The organism is Pseudoxanthomonas mexicana (assembly GCF_010093385.1).
GTDB lineage: Bacteria > Pseudomonadota > Gammaproteobacteria > Xanthomonadales > Xanthomonadaceae > Pseudoxanthomonas_A > Pseudoxanthomonas_A mexicana.
The window spans coordinates 1-18,375 of the sequence record NZ_PDWV01000003.1 but is presented as its reverse complement, the minus strand read 5'-3'; the positions used below and the strand labels follow the sequence as shown (position 1 = coordinate 18,375).

Below are 18,375 nucleotides of genomic sequence, written 5' to 3'. Positions count from 1 at the left end.
GAGTTCCCCATGCGTACCTCCATCCTTCCCTTGCTTCTGACCACCTTCCTGCTTGCGCCGGCTGCGCTGGCGCAGACGGCCATCAACGAGACGCGCCCGCTGGATGCCCGCGGACGCGTGGACATCAGCAACCTCAAGGGGCGCATCGAAGTGCGCGGCTGGGAACGCAACGAAGTCCAGGTCACCGGCACGCTGGGCAAGGGCGTGGAGAAACTGGACATCGACGGGTCGGGACCCCAGGTGAGCATCGAAGTGCGCTATCCCAAGGGCGGCTGGGGAGGCGATCGGGCCGGCCCCACCGACCTGGTGGTGATGGTGCCCCTGCGCGCCGACCTGGAGATCGAAACGGTCGCCGCCGACGTGCATGTCACCGGCGTGGCGTCGGGCGAGCTGTCCGTCAATACGGTCAGCGGAAGCGTGGTGGCCGCCGCCGCACCGCGGAAGGCGGACGTGGAGACCGTCAGCGGCAATGCCACCCTCACCCTCAACAGCGACGACGTGGGTGTCGCCACCGTCAGCGGCGCTATCCAGCTGCGCGGCCGCCTGGCCGGCGAGATCGATGCGGAAACCGTATCCGGACGCATCCAGGTGGCAGTCAACGGTGAGAAGGTGCGCGACCTCAGCGCCAGCACCGTCAGCGGCCGTGTGGAGGTCAGCACGGCGCTGGCGCCAGGTGGCGAAATCAGCATGGAGTCGGTCAGCGGCGACCTGGTGCTGCACCTGCCGGCGGACGTGTCGGCGCAGGTGAGCGGTGAGAGTTTCAGTGGCCGTCTTAAAGCCACGGGTGTGACCATCGAGAAGCGCCGCGGCCCCGGCAGCAGCTTCTCCACGCGCTACGGCAGCGGCAGCGGTCGTGTCACGGTGGAGACGTTCTCGGGCAGTGCGGAGGTACGCGTGGAGTAGGGGTCATCCGCACGCGTGACGTAACGGAAGGCCTGCGTCGGCCTGAAACATGAACAGGGAGGGCGCCCGTCGGCGCCCTTCCTGTTTGGGCCTGAATCCGACGGATGGTCGAACGCCCGGCGGAAAAAGGTTTCGCAAGTAACTGATTGGGCTGAAAAAAACGGAATTCTTCAATAAATCATCGGGTTCTTTTCATCGCCGTAAAATTTACGTTATGCTCTGGGCACCAGTCGCGCAGCATTCATGCGTCTGAACCATTGGCCCAGGCCGCGAGGCTTAGGCTTTTCTGTGAACATTTGGAGAGAGAGCCTCTAATGACTAACCTCAAGAAGCTGCCCAACGCGATCAAGTTTGCGTTGTTCGCCAGCGCCGCCTCGCTGGCCACCGGCAATGCCTTCGCCCAGGAAGCCGAAAGCACCGCGTCCGACACCAAGACCCTCGATCGCATCGAAGTGACGGGTTCGCGCATCAAGCGTGCAGAGATCGAAGGTGCCCTGCCGGTCACCGTCATCTCGCGTCAGGACATCGAAGTCAGCGGTAAGGTCTCCGTGGCCGAACTGCTGCAGAACTCCACCTTCAACTCGTTCGGCTCCACCACGCCCGCTTCGGGCAGCTCGGCGCAGTCGTTCAGCGGTATCAGCCTGCGTGGCTTGGGTAGTGGTCGTACGCTGATCCTCATCGACGGACGCCGCGCGCCGAATTCGCCGCAGTTCAACGAGGCGGGTCAGGACCTCAACACCATTCCGCTGGCGGCCGTGGAGCGCGTCGAAATCCTCACCGACGGCGCATCGGCCATCTACGGTGCCGACGCCCTGGGTGGCGTGATCAACATCATCACGCGCAAAGACTTCAACGGCGTTGAAGTAATGCTGGGCAAGGGCGCCAGCAAGCGCGGCGGCGATACCGAGGAAGGCTCGGCAATCTTCGGTGTGTCTGGCGACCGTGGTCGCCTGCTCGGCGGCGCGGCCTACAACCGTCGCGGCATCAACTTCATCTCCGATCTGGAGTGGGTGGGTCCGGGTGCTTCGTCGTACTCGAACAACTACTACAACTTCGGCGTCGACGCCAACGGCAACCGGGCGCCCACCAGCTTCCGTTCCGCTGTCCCAGGTGGCTGCACCAACACCGGCTTCTATCAGCCCGGCGCAGTCTGCTTGTACGACTTCAACCTGGTGGCCGCGGACACCGCGTCGGTCGACCAGAAGTCGCTGTTCGTGCGCGGCGACTACCAGATCAACGACGACTGGAGCACCTACTTCGCCAGCAGCGTGACGCGCGTCGAGAGCTTCGGCCGCTTCGCCCCGACGCCGGAGTTCATCTTCGTCGCTGGCGATAGCGTCAGCAACACCACCGGTACGGATGCGTTGCTGAAGCACCGCTTCGCCGCGCTCGGTCCGCGCGACAATTACGACGAGAGCAACGTGTACGACACGACGCTCGGCTTCAACTGGCAGGCTACCGACAAGGTTGCGCTGGACTTCGGCCTGCGTCGCTCGGAATCGCGCTTCGTCTCCTTCGGCGAGAACTACGTCAACATTCCTGTGGCCGAGCTCCTGATCGGTTCCGGTGACTACAACGTGTTCGATCCGGAGTCCAACTCGCTCGATGTGTTGGACCAGATCCGCACCACGACGAGCCGCAACAGTTTCTTCAAGGCTGATGAACTGTACGCTCAGGCCACGATCGATCTGTTCCAGCTGAGCGGTGGCACGTCGGTGCTGGCCATCGGTGCCGAGCGTCGCGAAGAAGACTATGCGGATATCTACGACGCCCAGTCTGCTGCCGGCAACGTGGGTGGCTCGTCGGGTAACTCCTCGGCCGGTACGCGTGAACTGAATTCGCTGTACGCGGAATGGATCCTGCCGATCACCAGCCAGTTCGAAGTCGACCTGGCGGCTCGCTACGACGACTACTCCGACTTCGGCGACGCGACTTCACCGAAGGTTTCTTTCCGTTACCAGCCGCTCGATAACCTGACGCTGCGTGCTTCGTATGGCGAGGGTTTCCGTGCTCCCCCGCTGAACATCGTGAACCAGAAGGATTCCTTCTCTGCGGACAGCGTCGTCGACGCCGCTACCGCCGCACAGATCGGTGTGTCGCCCACGACCTCGATCCAGATCAACGGCCTGCGTGTTGCAGCCCCGAATCTGCAGCCGGAAGAGTCCAAGCAGTGGAGTGCTGGTGTCGTGTGGGATGCGACCGACTGGCTGAACATGAGCCTGGACTACTACAACTCCGAGATCGAGAACCAGATCCGTTTCTACTCGGCCCAGACCGTCGTCAATCGCAGCCGCCTGGGTCAGTTCCTGCCCGCCAACTTGTTCGTAACGCGTGACCCGGCCACGCAGGCCATCCTGCAGGTCCGTGCGGGTTACGGCAATGAAGGCGTGATCAAGACGGACGGCTATGATTTCTCCGCCCGTACCAACTTCGACTTCGGTGCTTGGGGTGCATTGCGCAGCCAGCTGCTGATCAGCTATGTCAACAAGTTCGAAGTCATCGATCCGTACACCGGTCCCTATGACTACGTGGGTGACTCCGACTATCCGGATTGGAGGGCCACCCTGGTCAACACCTGGACCAAGGGCGATTTCTCCCTGTCTTGGACCGTCAATGGTATCGCCGCCACGCCGGAGTACTACGAGCAGTTCTTCGACAGCTGCCAGGACGCGATCGACGCCGAGTACGTGTACAAGTGCGAGAAGAACTACTTCACGCACGATCTGCAGGCTAGCTACACCACCCCGTGGAACGGCAAGATCACGCTGGGCTCGGTCAACGTGACGGATAAGAAGCCGCGTCTGGATCAGGCTTACACCCCCGGGTACAACAACACGGTGTACAACGCGTGGGGTCGTCAGATCTACGTGCGCTACACGCAGAGCTTCTGATTTACCGGGCGTAAAAGCCCTGCAAGCTTGAAACAAAGGGGCCGAAAGGCCCCTTTGTTTTAAGAAGTATTGGATGATCGGACGGGAGCGGTCGATCGCAAGGTCAGAAGGCTTGGTAGGCCGTTGCTCTCGTCCGCACTCCTGCCCGCATGCCGCGCCGCAGGTACTAGTGCAGAGGATCATCGAGCGGCCGCTCACTGCAGACGTATTGGCGGATCGCCGAGCAACTGCCTGTTGCCCCAAGCACCATCGCCCGGCTACTGCGGCGCGCTGGTCTGCATCGCTCGGCCGAACTGGAGCCTGCAGTCTCAGAGGATCGCTACGAGTACGCGTCGCTCGGCCAGCTGCTGCATCTGCGCATCAAGAGCTGGCTCATTTCCGACAACTGGGAGCCAAGTCACCGGCAATCGTCAGGTCAATTCGACGCCGGCATTGCACTTGGTGACCACCCGGTGGCGGAATGTTCAGGCTTGAAGGCCGGCCAGCAGAGGGGCGAGATATTCCCGATAAGCGTGCCACTTCGGCGTATCACGGTACTCGATTGCTTGTCGCACCTGAACCGCACTTGCGGTAGTGATGCTCCGGCGATTGGCGGTAAGGGACAGCATGGAGGGGGCATATGGCAGGTGGCAAAAAGCCATGACACGCCTTAATGCATGCTCGGTGTCGCGCGTCAGTTCCTCATAGGAAACGTCATGTATGCGTCCGGGGAACTGCAGGTGCCAGTGCGCCATGAGATCCCGATATTCTCCGTGATAGGCCGCGAGTTCGGTCTGATCGTATGAGTAAAGGCTGCTGGTGTCAGAGAAGAGTTCCCTGAGGGCTGAGAAGCCCGTCTCCCTGGGGTCTCGCACCATGTGCAGAATCTTCGCGTTGGGTAGCGCCTGGCAAATAAAGCCGATGTTGAGGAAGTTCGACGGAAGTTTGTCTGTGAAGTGACTCTCGGGGCCGAGTCGCCATGAGATCGATTGCATGTACCCTTGGCCGATCTGCGCATAGTCCAGAGAACATGATTGCTCGACGATTGTCGTGTCGATGACTCCGCGGCAGAAATGATCTGTCGCATTACGCATCTGGCTGGTGAAATCGTACAGTTCCCCCAAGCCACGTATGTCTGGATGGCCATCAAGGAGCTGCTCAAGAAGTGTTGTGCCTGAGCGGTGCATGCCCACGATAAAAATCGGAGTGGGGCCTGCGATGTTGTGGTGGGACGAGCTTATGGAAAGTCCTCTGAGCTTACTAAACAGACGACTCGTTTCCTGGGTGGAGTACTTGATCTGCGCGCGCTTAGCTTTGCATGCCAAATCGAGTGCATCGATGGATTCCTGCACCCTGCCAAGGTCGTCGAGCTCCTTATGCAGGGCGTACGCAAGCAGTGGCCGATTCTGCGGAGGTTGCATAGGCATTGCCAGCTGCCTTCGCAGAGCGTCGACATGATTCATGTCGTCACTCTGACGGCGTAAGCGGGAGCGCATCCACCACGCGAATGCGACATTTGGATACGCCGCCACACAGCGGTCGAATTCGCGTTCAGATTCCTCAAGGCGGCCGACAAACATAAGCGTGTGGGCGTGTGTCAGACGCAGTTCCGCGGCAGATGGGTGCCGCTTCAATCCTCTTTCGAGAAATTCCAGCGCCTTTTCCGGGTCGCCGAGTTGGTTCAGTACCGTGGCTATCTCGTCGAACACGACCGCCGGCGCTGCCGCATCCAGGTATTCGGCCGCATCGATGAGAGCACGTGCTTCGCGGCCCAAATGGAAGATGCGCAGGCGCCTAAGCAGAGGGGCGACATCTCGGATGTCGCCGGCATGGCAGTTGTAGGCACGGACAGCATAGTCGCGCGCCAGCCTATAGTTGTCCGCCGCCCCCTCGATATAAGAGGCCTGTAGCAGGGCTGGAACTGAGAAAGGGCTTGTCGTCAGAACCTGCGCATTCAGCTGCCTTGCGGAGGGTAGTTGCCCTGCTTTCAAGTGCGCGCCCGCAGTCGCTAGCAGACTGGTGAGTGAGTTCATTGGGCCGAAAGGAAATTTAGATCGAACTTCTGATGGCTGGTGAGTTGCAAGCATGCCATGCTGACTGGCTGCGGCGCGATGACGGAGCTCGAATCCCGCTGAATTAAGCGCCGTACCGAAAGGGACGGCATCATGAGTGCAACACGGCGACGTCTTCGCGGACTCGCGAAGTGGTTTGGAGTATATGGTACGTGCGCGCAGAAATCTGGCAGCTCCCTCCGCGATAGGAGGAGCTGGCTACAGATCCTGCTCGTACCGCACGTAAGGAACCGTGCCTTCGTCGGCGTTCTCGTTGGTCAGCGAGAAGGGGTTCTTGCCGCGGGTGATGACGTTCTCGGCGCCGACGGTGAGTTGTCCGCTCCAGGGCGTGCGCCAGGTCAGGCCTACGCCCAGACCCTCGAACTTGCCGGGCTGGCCGGGTACATCGACGACACGTCCGACGATGTTGGCGCTGAAGGGGCCGTAGCCGCCACCGACGCTCAGGCTGCGGCTGTTCCAGCGGTCCGCCAGGGCGGGCAGGTCGGAGGCGGGCACCAGGGTGGCCTTGGCCACGGCGCCGCCGATCGACACGAAACCTTCGCGGCCGATGTTCTTCTGGCCGAACACCGCCAGATCGTTCTGTTCGACGCGCCCCGTGCCGCGGCCGGAGGACAGCCAGGCCGGCAGCGTGTCGCGGCCGGTACCGGCCGAGAGGCCGAGCTTGCCGCCCGGGCGGCTCAACACAGCCGAAGCGCTGACGCGCTGGCTGGACGTGTCGTCATCATCGTCGCCGAGGGTGGCCAGCATGCAATGGCTGGCCAGATTGCCGATATTGCCCACCACGCCGGCCTTGCGGTTGCAGACCAGTCCGAGCGCGTCACCACTTTCCAGTCCGAAGGCGGTGGTCAGCGAATTGCGACCCAGCCGCCAGCGGGCGCCGGCTTCGGCCTGGCCTGTGGGTTCCAGCAGCAGAACCGCCTCGACCTTGCCGTCGTTGTTCCAGATGGGAAGGGCAGTGGCGTGCGGTTCCGCGGCCGGCTTGCGCGCACTTTTCTGGGCATGCGCGTCCGCCGCCACGCCGGTGGCGAGCAGCAGGGCAAGCGACAGTGAAAGGCTACGCAGTTTCATGGCTGGCTTCAGACTCCTGGGACGCCCTGGAGTTCCCCTCCCGAAGGGAAACCGATGCTATGCCGTTTATGATTCTTTAACAAGTCCCCGGGGCGACTTTCTGACCGCCGGACTACTGCAGGCGGGCAGGTGCCTCCATGTCGACCACCGGATGGTCGAAAAGTTCCTCGATCTGGGGCGGCGTGAACCGGTACTGCTGCCCACAGAACTCGCAACGGACTTCGGCCACGCCGTCGGCCAGGGCGGCCACCGCCTCCTCCTGCCCCAACGACTGCAGCATGCTCGCAACCCGTTCGCGGGAACAAGAGCAGCCGAAGCGAACTGGGCGCTGGGTCAACACCTGGGGCGATTCCTCGTGGAACAGGCGATGCAGCAGGACGGGGACAGGCGTCGCCAGCAGCTCCGCTTCGGCCAGGGTGCCGAACAGGGTGCCGACCCGGTTCCAGCCATCGTCGTCGCCCTCGTCGCCAGGCAGCTTCTGCAGCATCAGGCCACCGGCCCGACCCCCGTCGGCCGCCAGCAGCAGGCGCGTAGGCAACTGTTCGGACTGGCGGAAGTAGTCCTCGAAGGCCTCCGCCAGCCGGCTGGCATCCAGCCCCACCAGGCTCTGGTAGCGCTGCGGTTCCCTTGGGTCCAGGCCCGGGTTCTCGATGGTGATGGCCAGCAGGGCGTCGCGGCCGAGGTCGCGCAGGTCGCGCGGGGCATCCTGCGCTTCGGTCAGCTGGACGATGCCGCGCACGGTGCCGGCTGCGGTGCATTCGGCGAACAGGGTGCGCAGGCCGCGTTGGCCCCGGATCTGGATGGACAGTCGTCCGTCCACCTTGGTGTGGCCGGTGAAGAGGACGGCCGCCGCGGCCGCCTCTCCCAGCAGTTCGCGTGCCGCCGGGGGGTAGTCCGCGCGCCCGGCGACGGCGTCCCACGTCGCGTCCAGCCGAACGGCTACGCCGCGCACACCGGCGGCGGGCAGCAGGAATCGGGTCAGGGTGTCGGGGGCATCACTGCTCACAGTTCTCCAAGGTCGGCGCCTTCGCCGTAATAGGCCATGATGCCCTCCACCGTATGGGCCACCAGGCGCTTTTCCAAGTCCGTGAGCATCGGGTGCCAGATGTCGAAGATCAGAACGACGCGGAGCTGGTCGCTGAAGTTCCAGGCTTCGTGCTCGATCGTGTCATCAAACATGACCAACTTGCCCGGCTGCCACACGTGCGTTTCTTCGCCTACGCGGAGCGCGCAATCGCGGGGGACGATAAGGGGCAGGTGGACCGTCAGCCGCGTGTTCGTAGCGCCGTTGTGGGGAGGTATGTGGGTGCCCGGTTTCAGTGCCGAGAAAAAGGCGACCGGCGCTCTGCCGCGCACGGTATTCAGAGGCGCATGCTCGATCAATGCTGCCTCGGTCTGGGGGCAAAGGTTGGCGTGATCGTCTATCCGCTCACCATTCTTCCAAAGGAAGAATGCTCCCCAATCCAGGGTGCGGTCCAATGCGGCAAACTGGCCCTTAGGCTGTCCTGGCGGCGTCTGGACATACGGGGTAAAGCGATCCCGCTGATCGAGCACTCCTTGTAATTCCTGTAGGACGTGGGGGAACGCTGCCTCGACTTTCGGGACCCAGTCGTAGTCTTCAGGGTGGAAAAAGGGAATGGCAGGCAATCGAGGGAAGGGCAACGTCAGGGGGCGCGCGGTGACAAAGCTTCGGCGACCCGTGACGATATCCAGACAGTGATTGAACCGCTCAAGTGCGCGATGGTCGCCACGACCACCCACGCCGTGCAAGCGGTCGAGCAAGAAGTTGCGCAGTTGCTCTTGGTCTTCACGCACGGCAGCGCTCGCCTGTCCGATGAGTGTCTGAAGATGGGGCGAACGCCGCATCTGCTCCGGCATATAGGCAAGTGCACTATTCCAGGACCTTGAAGCTTCCCGGTGGCGTCCCGCTGCCTCCAGCAAGCGCGCCTTTTCCATGTGCGGCCCCCAGGATGCGGGTTCAGCTCGGATCGCTCGGTCTATCGCCTTTAGCGCAAGTTCCGCCTCGCCGCGAAGGGAGTGGATACGCGAAAGATTGGCGTGTGCAATCGCCAGATCCGGAGCAGCAGCGACAGCCCGCTCCAGCAATGCCTGTGACTCTTCGAATCTTTCCTGGGACAGGTAGTAGGCGCCCAGACTGTTGAGGGCTGGCGCGAAGTCGGGCGTCATTTCGACGACGCGCCGCCAGCAATCCGCGGCGCGCCCGGGCTGTCCTTGCTGCATCCATTCCACGCCCTGATCCATTAGCTGGGCGGCGGCTTGCGTTAGGGAGGCTTGCGGTGCGGACATCAGTAGGAGACAGGGGTGGAAAGAATCTCCAGAATAACGATAAATGAATCTTCGGCTGCCGTAACCTGAATTACCAAAGATGACCCATCCGCTCGCCCCCCGCCGCCGCGTACGCCGCTGGTTCCGCTGGCTGCTCGCCCTGCCGTTCCTGTTCGCGGCTGCGAGCATCCTGCAGGTCGCGGTGCTCCGCTTTGTCGACCCGCCTTTCAGTGCCTTCATGGCGGCCCGGGTGCTGGGGGCATGGGGGAGCGGCGTTTTCGGGTTCCGAGTGGCCTACGATTGGCGCGACCTGGACAAAATGGCGCCCAGCCTGCCGCTGTCGATGGTGGCGGCGGAAGACCAGAACTTCGCTACCCATCATGGCTTCGACCTGGACGCGATCGAGAAGGCGCGCGTCCACAACCGGAAGATGGTCGAGCGCGCCGAAAAGCGGGGCCGGCCGGTCACGCGCCTGCGCGGTGCCAGCACGATCAGCCAGCAGGTCGCCAAGAATCTGTTCCTCTGGCAGGGCAGCCATCGCGTCACGCGCTGGGCGCGCAAGGGCCTGGAGGCCTGGTACACCGTGCTGATCGAAGCGCTATGGCCCAAGTCGCGCATCCTGGAGGTGTACGCCAACATCGCCGAGTTCGGCGATGGCGTGTATGGCGGACAGGCAGCCGCGCGCCGGTACTGGGGCAAGGACGCTACGCGCCTGACTCCCGCCGAAAGTGCCCGCCTGGCGGCGGTGCTTCCGTCGCCGCGCCGCTACAGTGCGGCCAAGCCCGGCCCCTACGTGCAGCGGCGGGCCAAGCGCATCCAGCGGCAGGTGGTGCAGATCGGCGGCACCGCCTACCTGGAGGCGCTGCGGTGAGCGGCCCCGCTCCATGGCAGGTCACCGTGGTGGTGGCCGCCTACAACGAAGCACAGGCCCTGCCGATGCTGCATCCACGCATCATCGCTGCGCTGGACGCGCTGGAGGACGTGCAGGGCCGCGTGCTGTATGTGGACGATGGCAGCCGCGACGCCACATGGAGCGTGTTGCGTACGCTGGCGGCGAACGACCCGCGCGTGTCGGTCATGCGGTTGTCGCGCAACTTCGGCAAGGAGGCGGCGCTGACCGCGGGCCTGGACCGGGTGGACGCCGGCGCGGCCATCATCCTGGACGCCGACGGACAGGATCCGCCGGAGCTGATCGGCGAGTTCGTGCGCGAATGGCAGGCCGGCTACGACAACGTGCATGGCACGCGCATCGCCCGCGACGGCGAAGGCTGGTTGAAGCGGGCCACCGCGCACGCGTTCTACCGCGTGATCGGCCGCCTGTCGAGGACGCCCATCCCCGCCGATACCGGCGACTTCCGCCTGCTGTCGCCGCGGGCGCTGGCGGCGCTGCGCGAACTGCGCGAGCGGCATCGTTTCATGAAGGGGCTGTTCGGCTGGGTGGGGTTCAACCAGAAGGCGTTGCCCTACCATCGCCAGGCACGCGTCGCGGGCAACAGCAGCTTCGGATTCTGGAAGCTGTGGAACTTCGCGCTGGAAGGCATCACCAGTTTCACCACGGCGCCCTTGCGCGTGGCGACCTATCTGGGCGTGGTCACGGCGCTGCTGGCGTTCGCCTTCGCGCTTTACGTGGTCGCCAAGGCGCTGCTGTTCGGCGATCCGGTGGCGGGCTGGCCGACCATGATGACCGTCATCCTGTTCCTGGGCGGCGTGCAACTGGTGGCGCTGGGCCTGATCGGCGAGTACCTGGGGCGGCTGTACGAAGAATCCAAGCAGCGGCCGCTTTATCTGGTGGATACGTGGCATCCCGCAACGGCAGGAGTATCCTTGCCCTCGCAAGATCGACCCGTTCCCCATCCAGGAGATCGCCATGCGCACGGTTCGTCAGTTGCTGGGGTCCAAGACTCCTGAGATCTTCGCCGTTTCCCCCGATGCCTCCGTCCTCGATGCCATCAAGCTGATGGCGGAAAAGGGCGTGGGCGCCGTCCTGGCCATGCAGGGCGCGCGCCTGTGCGGCATCGTGTCCGAGCGCGACTACGCCCGCAAGGTCGTGTTGCAGGGGCGCTCGTCGTCCAACACCCCGGTGCGCGACATCATGACGGCGAAAGTCGTCACGGTGCGGCCCGACGACAGCGTGGACCACTGCATGCAGGTCGTCACCGAGCACCGCATCCGCCACCTGCCCGTCGCCGAGGGCGATGCGATCGTCGGCGTCATCTCCATCGGCGACCTGGTGAAGGCGGTCATCGAGGACCAGAAGGTCGAACTGGACCAGCTGCAGCGCTACATCGCCAGCTGACGCCGTCCGTCATTTCGCGTACTGGCCGCCGCACGCGCTGTCCTCGCCGGGTCCCGGCTCGATCGTGGCCAGCAACGCAGCAGGCGGCGCGATGCTGCCCAGTGCCAGGGCCGTGGCGCCCCGCAGGCCGAGCCGCTTGAAGTCCGGACGGAACGAGGGATCCTTGAAGGTGCCGTCCACGACCAGCGGCGAGCGCAGTGCCAGGATGCTGCGATCCTTCGGTCGCGGCCTCAGTTCCAGGTCCAGCGTCTCGTCCCTCAGGCTGACCTTGCCGTTGCCGACGATGATCGTGTCGGTGGTGTCGAACGCGAGGGTACGCGCCTGCATCACGCCGTTCTCGACGGCGAAATCCCCGAACGCGCAGCGCACCGCGACGGTTCGGTCCTTGGTCAGCAGGAACTTCAACGCTTCGGCGATATCCAGGCCGGCCAGTTCCATCAGCAGGTTGCTGACCTGGCCGCGCCCCATTCCCAGCATCACCTCCCCGTCGGCGGTGCCCAGGATGCCGGCGACCGAATTGCCGGTCCCGGCCAGCGACGCGTTGCCGCCGACACGTCCGATGGCGCTCCGCGTCAGTTGTGCGGTGGGGAACAGCTCGCCCAGGTCGAGGCCGTGCACCGCGATGTCGGCCTTCGTACGGATCACCTCGCTGCGCGCATCCATGCGGACCGTCGAGCGGATGTCGCCTTCTGCGACGCCGAAGTTCAGTGGCTCCAGCCGCACTAGCCCGGCCTCCAGCAGCAGGTGCGCGTCCATGTCCTCGATGGGCAGCGTGGGCGCGTTGATGCGGTGCGCCTTCCAGCGCACGTCGGCATCCATCGCGCGCAGCTTGGTCAGGTCGTACGGTGTGTCGGGCAGCACGCGCGCATCCGCCGCAAGCGCCGCTGCTTTCGCGCGCTGTTCCGCATTGGCCGCTTCCTCGCCGCCCGTCTGCGGCGGTGCGCCCACGAAGCCGGCAAGATCGTCGAAATCCAGCCGCTTGGACACGAGATTGGCCTCCAGCAGGGGGCGCTTGCGCCCCACGGTGACCGCGGCCGACCCGCCAAGGTCGCTGTCGCCGACGAGGCCGGTGAAATCGTCGTAGTGCCACGTATCGCCGTCACGGGTGAAGCGACCATCCAGGCGATAGGGGGGCGTGGACGGCGTCGCGATACCGATCAGCGGAAACAGGTCTTCCAGATCCTCGCCGACGAGCCGCAGCCGCAGGTCGAAGTCGCGCAGGCGGAACGGATCGAGCAGCGTGCCGCGCGCGCGCGCGCGGGTGGGGCCCGCGGTGGCGCGCAGGTCGATGCGGTACGGCCTGTCCGTCTGCCGCAGCGCCAGCGGCGATTCCACCCGACCCGCAATGGTGAACGCGTTGCCTGCCCACCGGCCCTTGCCCTCGGGGTCGACGGGCGAGGCCGAGGCGTCGCCTGTGCTGACGCTGTCCAGGGCGATGTCGAAGTTGGTGCGCCGGCGCGGATCGAGGAACACCAGGCGTCCGTCGTCGATCCACAGGCCGGTGTAGCGGACCCGGCTTTCGCCTTTGCGCTCGCCGAAGATCCAGTTGCCGCGTCCGTCGGGACCGAACTCCAGCCGCAGCCGCGGTCGTGTCAGGCGGATCGCCTCGAGTCTGATCTCGCCGCTGAGCAACGGCCACAGACGCACATCCAGCTCCGCACGATCGGCGGATGCCATCGTGCGCGACCGAGACCAGTCCGCGTTGCCGAAGCGCAGCGCATCCGCGCGGATCGTCGTCACGCGCCCAAGGTCGACATCCAGATCGCCGGCGATGTCGAAGCTGCGCCCGGTCTGCCATGCCACGAGGCGCTCGACGGGGCCACGCAACCAGTTCCACTGGAACAGCACGGCCAGCACCGCCAGCAACGCGGCCAGCGCGCCAAAGACGATGGCGCGCGTCCGCGTCAGCGGGCGCAAGACAGAGCGGCGGCGGGAGCGGTGCGCGTCGTCCATGGCGTGCATGGTTGGACGCGCGGTGTTCAGGCCCCGCGAAACGCGGCCTCAGCGGTTCACGCGAGGGACACGAACGTGCAGGGGGCGTCTACGACGACAGGCGCGGCATGAGGATCTGCTGGGTCACCGCCACGAAATGGCAGACGCTGCCGCCGAGCACGAACAGGTGCCAGATGGCGTGCGAATAGCGGATCGATTCGCGGTGATAGAAGAATGTGCCCAGCGTGTAGAACAGGCCGCCGGCCAGCATCCAGCCCAGTGTCACCGGATCGACGGCATTCAGCAGCGGCTTGACCGCCACGATCACCAGCCAGCCCATCGCGATGTAGATGGCGGTGGAAAGCACCTTGAAGCGGCCGGTATAGAAAAGCTTGAAGATCACGCCGGCGATCGCCAGCGTCCAGATGGCGGTGAACAGGCCCCAGCCCCAGGGTCCGCGCAACCCGATCAGGGTGAACGGCGTATAGGTGCCGGCGATGAGCAGGTAGATGGCGCAGTGGTCGAAGACCTTCAGACGCCCCTTCGCCACCGGATGCTGGATGGCGTGATACAGCGTGGAGGCGGTGTACAGCAGCAGCAGGGTCACGCCGAACACGATGGAGGCGCCCAGCTGCCAGCCGTCGCCGTAGATCGCGGCGAGGGTGATCAGGACGGCGCCGCCGGCCAAGGCGGCGACGGCGCCCAGGCCGTGCGTCAGTGCGCTGGCGATCTCGTCGCGCAGGTCGATTAAATGGTCGGCCCGCTTGCGGGCGCGCAGGGCTTCGAAAGAGGTCTGTTCACTCATGCCGTCACGTTACCGCAACGCAGCACGCCGTGCATCGGCCGCACGGCGGCCGGTCAGCCGGCAGCGGGCTGCCGGATGTCCCGGCAGTCCGCCGAAAGCCCGCCGCAATCAGATCGCGACGCCCCCGCTCAGGGCCGCCATGTCGGGGCGGAACACCAGGCAGAGCACCAGGCCGGCCACGAACATGATCAGCGGGATCTTGTTCTCGGCGAAGTTCTTGATGCCGTAATAGATCGTGTAGAAACCGCAGATGAAACAGAAGATGGCCGCCAGCGCACCATCCTTCTTTGCCGCGTTCACCGTCATCCAGATCGCCCCCGCCAGCAGCAGTACGGCCCCCAGAAAATACATGGACATCTCCCCTTGACGCCGCCGGATGGCGGCTCGGGAAGCCTATCGGATCACCGTGGCGGGCGGAATGGCGCGAGGGGGCGGACGGGGGGAACGTAACCCGCAAGACGCGGCCTGCGGGGCTGTTCTCTGGCGGCGCGGTCAGCCCAGGTCGACGCTGTGCGCATGCTCGCGGGTGGCCAGGAACTGCACGTCCGGGGCGCGCTCCTGCGCCAGCTGCAGGTTGACCCGCGTCGGCGCCAGGTAGACCAGCTGGCCGGCGGCGTCCAGCGCCAGGTTCATCGCGTTCTTGTCGCGGAACTCCTCCAGCTTCTTCGCGTTGTCGCAGCGGATCCAGCGCGCAGTAGCGACGCTGACGTTCTCGAACGAGGCATCCACGCCGTATTCGTCCTTCAGCCGGTAAGCCACCACGTCGAACTGCAGCACGCCGACCGCGCCGAGGATCAGGTCGTTGCTCATCAGCGGGCGGAAGAACTGGGTGGCGCCTTCCTCGGAGAGCTGCGCCAGGCCCTTCTGCAGCTGCTTGAGCTTGAGCGGGTCACGCAGACGCGCGCGGCGGAACAGTTCCGGCGCGAAGTTGGGAATGCCGGTGAACGACAGCGCCTCGCCTTCGGTGAAGGTGTCGCCGATCGAGATGGTGCCGTGGTTGTGGATGCCGATCACGTCGCCCGGATACGCTTCGGCGGCGATCTCGCGGTCGCTGGCCATGAAGGTCAGCGCGTTGGCCAGCTTCATCTCCTTGCCGCTGCGCACGTGGAAGGTCTTCATGCCGGCCTCGAAGCGGCCCGAGCACACCCGCATGAAGGCCACGCGGTCGCGGTGCTGGGGATCCATGTTGGCCTGGATCTTGAAGACGAAGCCGGTCAGCTTGTTCTCGGCAGGCTGCACCTTGCGGCCGGTGGTCTCGCGTGGCTGCGGCGACGGTGCGTGCTCGACGAAGAAGTCCAGCAGCGGCTGCACGCCGAAGTTGTTGACGCCCGAGCCGAAGAACACCGGCGTCTGCCTGCCGTCCAGGTAGGCCTGCTTGTCGAAGGGGTGGCTGGCGCCCTGCACCAGTTCCAGTTCGTCGCGCAGCGCGGACAGCATCTCCGTGCCGATCTTCTCCTCCAGCCCCGGCGCATCCAGCGAGGGGAAGATGGTGGAATCCTGGCGGGTGAAGTTGCGGCCCGGTTCGTACAGGTGCACTTCGCCGGTGATCAGGTGCACCACGCCCTTCAGGCGCTGGCCCATGCCGATCGGCCAGGTGACCGGCGCGCACTGGATGCCCAGCACGCTTTCGACTTCGTCCAGCAGCTCGATCGGATCCTTGCCTTCGCGGTCCAGCTTGTTGATGAAGGTCATGATGGGTGTGTCGCGCAGGCGGCAGACTTCCATCAGCTTGATGGTGCGTTCTTCCACGCCCTTGGCCACGTCGATGACCATCAGCGCGCTGTCCACCGCGGTCAGCACGCGGTAGGTGTCCTCGCCGAAGTCGGCGTGGCCCGGGGTGTCCAGCAGGTTGACGATCTTGCCCTCGTACGGGAACTGCATCACGGACGACGTCACCGAGATGCCGCGTTCCTTCTCCAGCGCCATCCAGTCGGAGGTCGCGTGGCGCGCGGCCTTGCGGCCCTTCACCGAGCCGGCCATCTGGATCGCGCCGCCGAACAGCAGCAGCTTTTCCGTCAGCGTGGTCTTGCCGGCGTCGGGGTGGGAGATGATGGCGAAGGTGCGGCGGCGGCTGGCCTCGTGGGCCACGGCGCTGTTCGGATCGGACATGGGGCGGGCGCCCGGACGGGCGCGGAAGAAGCGGGAAGGGCGCGATTATACCGGCTGCGGAGATGGTGCCGGTCACCGTGCCGAGGGGAACTGCAGCTGGCCCAGCGGGCCGAACATCCGGAACGGCACCGACTCCAGCCGCATGCCGCGGTTGGCCTGCACGACGAAATGCAGGTGGGGCGCGGTGGAGAAGCCGGTGTTGCCCGACAGGCCGATGTACTGGCCCTTGCGCACGTACTGGCCTACGCGCACCTGCACGCCCTCGGCTCTCAGGTGTGCGTACAGCGCCATGCTGCCGTCGCTGTGCAGGATGCGGATGAAGTTGGCGCGGCCGCCGTACTTCTCGCGATTCAGGCCGGCCTTGTCGAAGTCGGATTCGACCTGCATCACCAGTCCCTCGCGCGCGGCCACGATCCGCGTGCCTTCGGGCACCGCGAAATCCACCGCGTGCAGGTTCTGCGCGTCGCCATGGCTGAAGCGGCCGCCGGGACCCTGGTCCACGCGCACGCGGCCGTAGTCGAACGGCAGCCGGTAATCGTAGTCCTGGGGGCGGCTGGCGGGATCGCCCGGCATGCCGTCCAGGGTCAGTTCGAAGTCGCCCCCGCGCAGCGGGTCGGTCACGCTGATGTCGGCCACCAGCACGCTGCTGCGCGCCGGCACCACCGCGCGTGCCGGCAGTGTGGGGGCGCTGCGCACGTCGCGCTGGCGGCGGAAGTCCAACTGCACCTCCACCGGCCCGTGCATCAGGTTGTCGGCCCAGGCCTGGTACCGCAGACCCTGTTTCTCCAGGCGCAGCCGCACCAGCGCGCTGGGCGGATTGCGGAAGCGCAGGACATCCAGGCTGCTGCCGGCCAGCTGGTCGGGCGGGGGCGGCTGGTCGCCGTACTGGGTGTAGCCCTGCTTGTCCTTCCAGCGATACAGCCGCGCCGCGGCCGCCTCGCCCAGGCTGCCGAGCAGCACGGCGACGCCGCAGGCCAGGGCCAGCGCGCGCGCGTTCACCGCGGGCAATCGCCCTTCAGGTCGAGTGCGCGGGCGATGTCGCGCAGGTCGAACGCGGCCAGCGATACGTCGTTGTGCAGGGCGAACAGGGCGCCGGCGGGGAAACGCGGTGTAGGCATCGCGTACACGGTCTCGCCATCGGTGTTGGACGTGACCTTGCCGGAAAACACGCCGGCCGGGGCCAGCGTGGCGCGGTCGAACACGCGGAAGCGGGTGGGCGTCAGCTGGTCCACCGCCACCCAGTACCCGTCCTCGGCGCTGCAGGCCCACAGCGCGATGCCTTCGGCGTCGGCATCGAACGTGGCCAGGCTGCGCCCGTTGTAGTGGCCGGCCAGGGTGTAGTCGCGCAGCGTGGAGCCCACGCGGCGGTCTTCCTCGGCGATCAGCAGGCGCCCGTGCGCCGGGTCGCCGGCGATGGATTCCACCATGCGCAGCGCGCCGGCCGTGCCGGTGTCGCCGAACTGGCCCAGCAGCCGCGTTTCCAGTTTGCCGCCGTCTTCGATGCGTACCTGGAAGCGCTTCACCCGGCCCGCCAGTTCCGCCATCGGCGGCAGGGTCATGGTGCGGAAATCGGCCATGAAGCTGTCGGTGACGAACAGTTCCAGTTCGCCGGGCGCGGGCTCGTGCACCCACAGGCCGTAGGGCGAGCGCAGCACGTCGGCGCCGAAGGCGCCCAGCGGCGCGAACTCCGGCAGGCGGAAGGCCTGTACGCGGTGGTTGTCGCGCTCGGCCACGAACAGCAGGTCGCCGAACACCGCAATGCCGTTGGGGCGATTGAACTGGCCCACGGCCGTGCCCGGGCCGCCGACCGTGCGCAGGCGTTGCCCGGTGTCGGCGTCGTACAGGGCCAGATGGTGGGTGGCCTTGGCGGTGGCGATCAGCCAGACCCGGCCGTCCTCCGTCGGCCACGCGACCAGTGAGTCCAGTTCGTCGCCGGGGACCGGCTCGGAGACCCAGGCCTCCTGGAGGATGGCGTCCGCGGCGGTTTTCGGCGCCGGAGCGGGGGGCGTGGAGGTATGCAGGGGGGCGGTGGAG

Annotated in this window: 15 protein-coding genes; 5 read left to right on the top strand and 10 right to left on the bottom strand. The window is 65.5% G+C overall.

Going from position 1 to position 18,375, the window contains the following annotated elements:
- Positions 1–9: 9 nt before the first annotated feature.
- Complete coding sequence (locus tag CSC76_RS01860; protein ID WP_162108365.1) at positions 10–903, top strand: DUF4097 family beta strand repeat-containing protein; 894 nt, start codon at positions 10–12, stop codon at positions 901–903.
- A 314-nt stretch (positions 904–1,217) separates the two neighbouring features.
- Positions 1,218–3,794 carry a TonB-dependent receptor plug domain-containing protein gene (locus CSC76_RS01855; protein WP_162108364.1) on the top strand — a complete coding sequence of 859 codons (2,577 nt, stop codon included), beginning with the start codon at positions 1,218–1,220 and terminating at the stop codon, positions 3,792–3,794.
- Between the two features lie 464 nt (positions 3,795–4,258).
- Here CSC76_RS01855 and CSC76_RS01850 read toward each other — a convergent pair whose 3' ends face one another.
- From CSC76_RS01850 to CSC76_RS01835, 4 genes are all read right to left on the bottom strand, one after another.
- Entirely contained in the window at positions 4,259–5,806 is a 1,548-nt protein-coding gene (locus CSC76_RS01850) for a tetratricopeptide repeat-containing sulfotransferase family protein (RefSeq protein WP_162108363.1), read from the bottom strand.
- A gap of 237 nt (positions 5,807–6,043) precedes the next feature.
- Entirely contained in the window at positions 6,044–6,913 is an 870-nt protein-coding gene (locus CSC76_RS01845; protein ID WP_379605586.1) for an XOO1806 family protein, read from the bottom strand.
- A gap of 112 nt (positions 6,914–7,025) precedes the next feature.
- On the bottom strand, positions 7,026–7,919 hold the full coding sequence (hslO, locus tag CSC76_RS01840) for an Hsp33 family molecular chaperone HslO (RefSeq protein ID WP_162108362.1): 894 nt from the start codon (positions 7,917–7,919) through the stop codon (positions 7,026–7,028).
- Positions 7,916–9,154, bottom strand: coding sequence for an aspartyl/asparaginyl beta-hydroxylase domain-containing protein (locus CSC76_RS01835; protein ID WP_238394846.1), 1,239 nt, complete (start codon positions 9,152–9,154; stop codon positions 7,916–7,918). Before CSC76_RS01835 ends, hslO begins: the two co-directional genes overlap by 4 nt.
- Before the next feature lie 145 nt (positions 9,155–9,299).
- On the opposite strand from CSC76_RS01835, the gene mtgA reads away from it, so the two are divergent.
- The 3 genes from mtgA to CSC76_RS01820 all read left to right on the top strand — a co-directional run bounded on the left by mtgA (position 9,300) and on the right by CSC76_RS01820 (position 11,495).
- Positions 9,300–10,070 (top strand): monofunctional biosynthetic peptidoglycan transglycosylase, encoded by a 771-nt coding sequence (gene mtgA / locus CSC76_RS01830; RefSeq protein ID WP_162108360.1) that lies wholly within the window; start codon positions 9,300–9,302, stop codon positions 10,068–10,070.
- Positions 10,071–10,135: 65 nt separating this feature from the next.
- Positions 10,136–11,107 carry a glycosyltransferase family 2 protein gene (locus CSC76_RS01825; RefSeq protein ID WP_162108461.1) on the top strand — a complete coding sequence of 324 codons (972 nt, stop codon included), beginning with the start codon at positions 10,136–10,138 and terminating at the stop codon, positions 11,105–11,107.
- Complete coding sequence (locus CSC76_RS01820; protein WP_162108359.1) at positions 11,067–11,495, top strand: CBS domain-containing protein; 429 nt, start codon at positions 11,067–11,069, stop codon at positions 11,493–11,495. Before CSC76_RS01825 ends, CSC76_RS01820 begins: the two co-directional genes overlap by 41 nt.
- Before the next feature lie 9 nt (positions 11,496–11,504).
- Here CSC76_RS01820 and CSC76_RS01815 read toward each other — a convergent pair whose 3' ends face one another.
- The 6 genes from CSC76_RS01815 to CSC76_RS01790 all read right to left on the bottom strand — a co-directional run.
- A complete protein-coding gene (locus CSC76_RS01815; protein ID WP_162108358.1) occupies positions 11,505–13,448 on the bottom strand; it encodes an AsmA family protein in 1,944 nt (647 codons plus the stop codon).
- 88 nt (positions 13,449–13,536) lie between these two features.
- Entirely contained in the window at positions 13,537–14,232 is a 696-nt protein-coding gene (trhA, locus tag CSC76_RS01810) for a PAQR family membrane homeostasis protein TrhA (protein WP_162108357.1), read from the bottom strand.
- Positions 14,233–14,340: 108 nt separating this feature from the next.
- On the bottom strand, positions 14,341–14,583 hold the full coding sequence (locus tag CSC76_RS01805) for a hypothetical protein (RefSeq protein ID WP_162108356.1): 243 nt from the start codon (positions 14,581–14,583) through the stop codon (positions 14,341–14,343).
- Positions 14,584–14,724: 141 nt separating this feature from the next.
- Positions 14,725–16,341 (bottom strand): peptide chain release factor 3, encoded by a 1,617-nt coding sequence (locus CSC76_RS01800; RefSeq protein ID WP_162108355.1) that lies wholly within the window; start codon positions 16,339–16,341, stop codon positions 14,725–14,727.
- 72 nt (positions 16,342–16,413) lie between these two features.
- Positions 16,414–17,349: a peptidoglycan DD-metalloendopeptidase family protein gene (locus CSC76_RS01795; protein WP_425500829.1), complete on the bottom strand. Its 936-nt coding sequence runs from the start codon at positions 17,347–17,349 to the stop codon at positions 16,414–16,416.
- On the bottom strand, positions 17,337–18,375 hold a 1,039-nt coding region (locus CSC76_RS01790; RefSeq protein WP_162108354.1), incomplete at its 5' end, for an NHL repeat-containing protein. The genes CSC76_RS01795 and CSC76_RS01790, both read right to left, overlap by 13 nt.